This is a genomic window from Streptococcus sp. HF-1907 (assembly GCF_015594605.1).
In the GTDB taxonomy this organism is placed as follows: Bacteria; Bacillota; Bacilli; order Lactobacillales; family Streptococcaceae; genus Streptococcus.
On the sequence record NZ_JADNQT010000028.1, the window covers coordinates 1 to 5,153 of the forward strand.

The window sequence follows — 5,153 nt, forward strand, 5'->3', positions numbered from 1 at the left end:
GCTAAGCGACTTCCCTATCTAACAGGGGGCAACCCCCAACTACATCAGGCGTACTAGGGCTTAACTACTGTGTTCGGCATGGGAACAGGTGTATCTCCTAGGCTATCGTCACTTAACTACGAGTATTGTCTACTCAAAATTGAATATCTATAGTCTAACAAGAAACCGAAACGTTGTCAATATGACTGGTTTCATTTTATTTGTACTCGGGCTAAATCCTTGGAAAAAAGATAACCTGCCTTGTATGCAAGCATACTGCGTTAGGTTCCTATTTTTCAGGCGGATTTTACGCCCTTAGTTACATGTTATTGGATAAGTCCTCGAGCTATTAGTATTAGTCCGCTACATGTGTCACCACACTTCCACTTCTAACCTATCAACCTGATCATCTCTCAGGGCTCTTACTGATATTAAATCATGGGAAATCTCATCTTGAGGTGGGCTTCGCACTTAGATGCTTTCAGCGCTTATCCCTTCCCTACATAGCTACCCAGCGATGCCTTTGGCAAGACAACTGGTACACCAGCGGTAAGTCCACTCTGGTCCTCTCGTACTAGGAGCAGATCCTCTCAAATTTCCTACGCCCGCGACGGATAGGGACCGAACTGTCTCACGACGTTCTGAACCCAGCTCGCGTGCCGCTTTAATGGGCGAACAGCCCAACCCTTGGGACCGACTACAGCCCCAGGATGCGACGAGCCGACATCGAGGTGCCAAACCTCCCCGTCGATGTGAACTCTTGGGGGAGATAAGCCTGTTATCCCCAGGGTAGCTTTTATCCGTTGAGCGATGGCCCTTCCATACGGAACCACCGGATCACTAAGCCCGACTTTCGTCCCTGCTCGAGTTGTAGCTCTCGCAGTCAAGCTCCCTTATACCTTTACACTCTGCGAATGATTTCCAACCATTCTGAGGGAACCTTTGGGCGCCTCCGTTACCTTTTAGGAGGCGACCGCCCCAGTCAAACTGCCCGTCAGACACTGTCTCCGATAGGGATAACCTATCTAGGTTAGAGTAGCCATAACACAAGGGTAGTATCCCAACAACGCCTCCATCGAAACTAGCGTCCCGATTTCAATGGCTCCTACCTATCCTGTACATGTGGTACAGATACTCAATATCAAACTGCAGTAAAGCTCCATGGGGTCTTTCCGTCCTGTCGCGGGTAACCTGCATCTTCACAGGTACTAAAATTTCACCGAGTCTCTCGTTGAGACAGTGCCCAAATCATTACGCCTTTCGTGCGGGTCGGAACTTACCCGACAAGGAATTTCGCTACCTTAGGACCGTTATAGTTACGGCCGCCGTTTACTGGGGCTTCAATTCATACCTTCGCTTACGCTAAGCACTCCTCTTAACCTTCCAGCACCGGGCAGGCGTCACCCCCTATACATCATCTTACGATTTAGCAGAGAGCTGTGTTTTTGATAAACAGTTGCTTGGGCCTATTCACTGCGGCTGACTGTAAGTCAGCGCCCCTTCTCCCGAAGTTACGGGGCCATTTTGCCGAGTTCCTTAACGAGAGTTCTCTCGCTCACCTGAGGCTACTCGCCTCGACTACCTGTGTCGGTTTGCGGTACGGGTAGTGTATACTTAACGCTAGAAGCTTTTCTTGGCAGTGTGACATCACTCACTTCGCTACTAAACTTCGCTCCCCATCACAGCTCAATGTTATAGATATAAGCATTTGACTCATATCACACCTCACTGCTTAGCCCAGCACTTCCAATCGCTGGGATAAGTTAGCCTACTGCGTCCCTCCATCACTATATACACTAGTACAGGAATATCAACCTGTTGGCCATCGGATACACCTTTCGGTCTCTCCTTAGGTCCCGACTAACCCAGGGCGGACGAGCCTTCCCCTGGAAACCTTAGTCTTACGGTGGACAGGATTCTCACCTGTCTTTCGCTACTCATACCGGCATTCTCACTTCTATGCGTTCCAGCACTCCTCACGGTACACCTTCATCACACATAGAACGCTCTCCTACCATGACACTAGTGTGTCATCCACAGCTTCGGTAAACTGTTTTAGCCCCGGTACATTTTCGGCGCAGGGTCACTCGACTAGTGAGCTATTACGCACTCTTTGAATGAATAGCTGCTTCTAAGCTAACATCCTAGTTGTCTGTGCAACCCCACATCCTTTTCCACTTAACAGTTATTTTGGGACCTTAGCTGGTGGTCTGGGCTGTTTCCCTTTCGACTACGGATCTTAGCACTCGCAGTCTGACTGCCGATTATATCTCATTGGCATTCGGAGTTTATCTGAGATTGGTAATCCGGGATGGACCCCTCACCCAAACAGTGCTCTACCTCCAAGAGACTTAACATCGACGCTAGCCCTAAAGCTATTTCGGAGAGAACCAGCTATCTCCAAGTTCGTTTGGAATTTCTCCGCTACCCACAAGTCATCCAAGCACTTTTCAACGTGCCCTGGTTCGGGCCTCCAGTGAGTTTTACCTCACCTTCACCCTGCTCATGGGTAGGTCACATGGTTTCGGGTCTACAACATGATACTAAGACGCCCTATTAAGACTCGGTTTCCCTACGGCTCCGTCTCTTCAACTTAACCTCGCATCATATCGTAACTCGCCGGTTCATTCTACAAAAGGCACGCTCTCACCCATTAACGGGCTCGAACTTGTTGTAGGCACACGGTTTCAGGTTCTATTTCACTCCCCTCCCGGGGTGCTTTTCACCTTTCCCTCACGGTACTGGTTCACTATCGGTCACTAGAGAGTATTTAGGGTTGGGAGATGGTCCTCCCAGATTCCGACGAGATTTCGCGTGTCTCGCCGTACTCAGGATACTGCTAGGTATAAAGACTATTTCAACTACGAGGCTTTTACTCTCTTTGGCTTACCTTCCCAGGTAATTCGTCTATAATCTTTAAGTCCACGTTGCAGTCCTACAACCCCGAGGAGTAAACTCCTCGGTTTGCCCTCCTGCCGTTTCGCTCGCCGCTACTAAGGCAATCGCTTTTGCTTTCTCTTCCTGCAGCTACTTAGATGTTTCAGTTCACTGCGTCTTCCTTCTCATAACCTTAACAGTTATGGATGACAGGCATTACCTGCCGGGTTCCCCCATTCGGACATCTCTGGATCAGCGCTTACTTACAGCTTCCCAAAGCATTTCGTCGTTAGTCACGTCCTTCTTCGGCTTCTAGTGCCAAGGCATCCACCGTGCGCCCTTATTAACTTAACCTTATTAACCTAGTTTTTTTAAACTAGAAAACTCATTAAATATTCACAGCGTTTTCGGTTTATTTTCTTGTTACTATCTACAATTATTTCTAATTGTGGAATTTGATATAGATATTCAATTTTCAATGGACAATACTTAGAATCTTTCGATTCTATGGAGCCTAGCGGGATCGAACCGCTGACCTCCTGCGTGCAAAGCAGGCGCTCTCCCAGCTGAGCTAAGGCCCCACAAGACCTCTCAAAACTAAACAAGACTTCCGTACAGGGTTTCCTTATCCTTAGAAAGGAGGTGATCCAGCCGCACCTTCCGATACGGCTACCTTGTTACGACTTCACCCCAATCATCTATCCCACCTTAGGCGGCTGGCTCCTAAAAGGTTACCTCACCGACTTCGGGTGTTACAAACTCTCGTGGTGTGACGGGCGGTGTGTACAAGGCCCGGGAACGTATTCACCGCGGCGTGCTGATCCGCGATTACTAGCGATTCCGACTTCATGTAGGCGAGTTGCAGCCTACAATCCGAACTGAGATTGGCTTTAAGAGATTAGCTTGCCGTCACCGACTTGCGACTCGTTGTACCAACCATTGTAGCACGTGTGTAGCCCAGGTCATAAGGGGCATGATGATTTGACGTCATCCCCACCTTCCTCCGGTTTATTACCGGCAGTCTCGCTAGAGTGCCCAACTGAATGATGGCAACTAACAATAGGGGTTGCGCTCGTTGCGGGACTTAACCCAACATCTCACGACACGAGCTGACGACAACCATGCACCACCTGTCACCTCTGCTCCGAAGAGAAAGCCTATCTCTAGGCTGATCAGAGGGATGTCAAGACCTGGTAAGGTTCTTCGCGTTGCTTCGAATTAAACCACATGCTCCACCGCTTGTGCGGGCCCCCGTCAATTCCTTTGAGTTTCAACCTTGCGGTCGTACTCCCCAGGCGGAGTGCTTAATGCGTTAGCTGCGGCACTAAGCCCCGGAAAGGGCCTAACACCTAGCACTCATCGTTTACGGCGTGGACTACCAGGGTATCTAATCCTGTTTGCTCCCCACGCTTTCGAGCCTCAGCGTCAGTTACAGACCAGAGAGCCGCTTTCGCCACCGGTGTTCCTCCATATATCTACGCATTTCACCGCTACACATGGAATTCCACTCTCCCCTTCTGCACTCAAGTCTCGCAGTTTCCAAAGCGAACAATGGTTAAGCCACTGCCTTTAACTTCAGACTTACGAAACCGCCTGCGCTCGCTTTACGCCCAATAAATCCGGACAACGCTCGGGACCTACGTATTACCGCGGCTGCTGGCACGTAGTTAGCCGTCCCTTTCTGGTTAGTTACCGTCACTTGATGGATTTTCCACTCCCACCAACGTTCTTCTCTAACAACAGAGCTTTACGATCCGAAAACCTTCTTCACTCACGCGGCGTTGCTCGGTCAGGGTTGCCCCCATTGCCGAAGATTCCCTACTGCTGCCTCCCGTAGGAGTCTGGGCCGTGTCTCAGTCCCAGTGTGGCCGATCACCCTCTCAGGTCGGCTATGTATCGTCGCCTTGGTGAGCCGTTACCTCACCAACTAGCTAATACAACGCAGGTCCATCTGGTAGTGGAGCAATTGCCCCTTTCAAATGACTAACATGAGTTAGCTATTGTTATGCGGTATTAGCTATCGTTTCCAATAGTTATCCCCCGCTACCAGGCAGGTTACCTACGCGTTACTCACCCGTTCGCAACTCATCCAGAAGAGCAAGCTCTTCCTTCAGCGTTCTACTTGCATGTATTAGGCACGCCGCCAGCGTTCGTCCTGAGCCAGGATCAAACTCTCATTAAAAGTTTGAGTTCTTCACTCATCTTCTGTCGCTGACAGATTTATTGTTCATTGACGAAGTAGTTTTACTACCTCACCCCTGCACTTTTGGTTCGTCTTGTTCAGTTTTCAAAGGTCT

The 5,153-nt window shown here is 49.6% G+C and carries 1 tRNA gene and 3 rRNA genes; all 4 read right to left on the minus strand.

Annotation, left to right across the window (positions count from 1 at the left end):
• Positions 1-116 (minus strand): 5S ribosomal RNA (gene rrf, locus IYQ92_RS09845).
• Positions 117-308: 192 nt separating this feature from the next.
• A 23S ribosomal RNA gene (locus tag IYQ92_RS09850) occupies positions 309-3,210 on the minus strand.
• Positions 3,211-3,364: 154 nt separating this feature from the next.
• Positions 3,365-3,437, minus strand: a tRNA-Ala gene (locus IYQ92_RS09855).
• A 54-nt stretch (positions 3,438-3,491) separates the two neighbouring features.
• Positions 3,492-5,038, minus strand: a 16S ribosomal RNA gene (locus tag IYQ92_RS09860).
• Together the 16S, 23S and 5S rRNA genes with 1 tRNA gene alongside form the textbook arrangement of a ribosomal RNA operon.
• Positions 5,039-5,153: the final 115 nt, after the last annotated feature.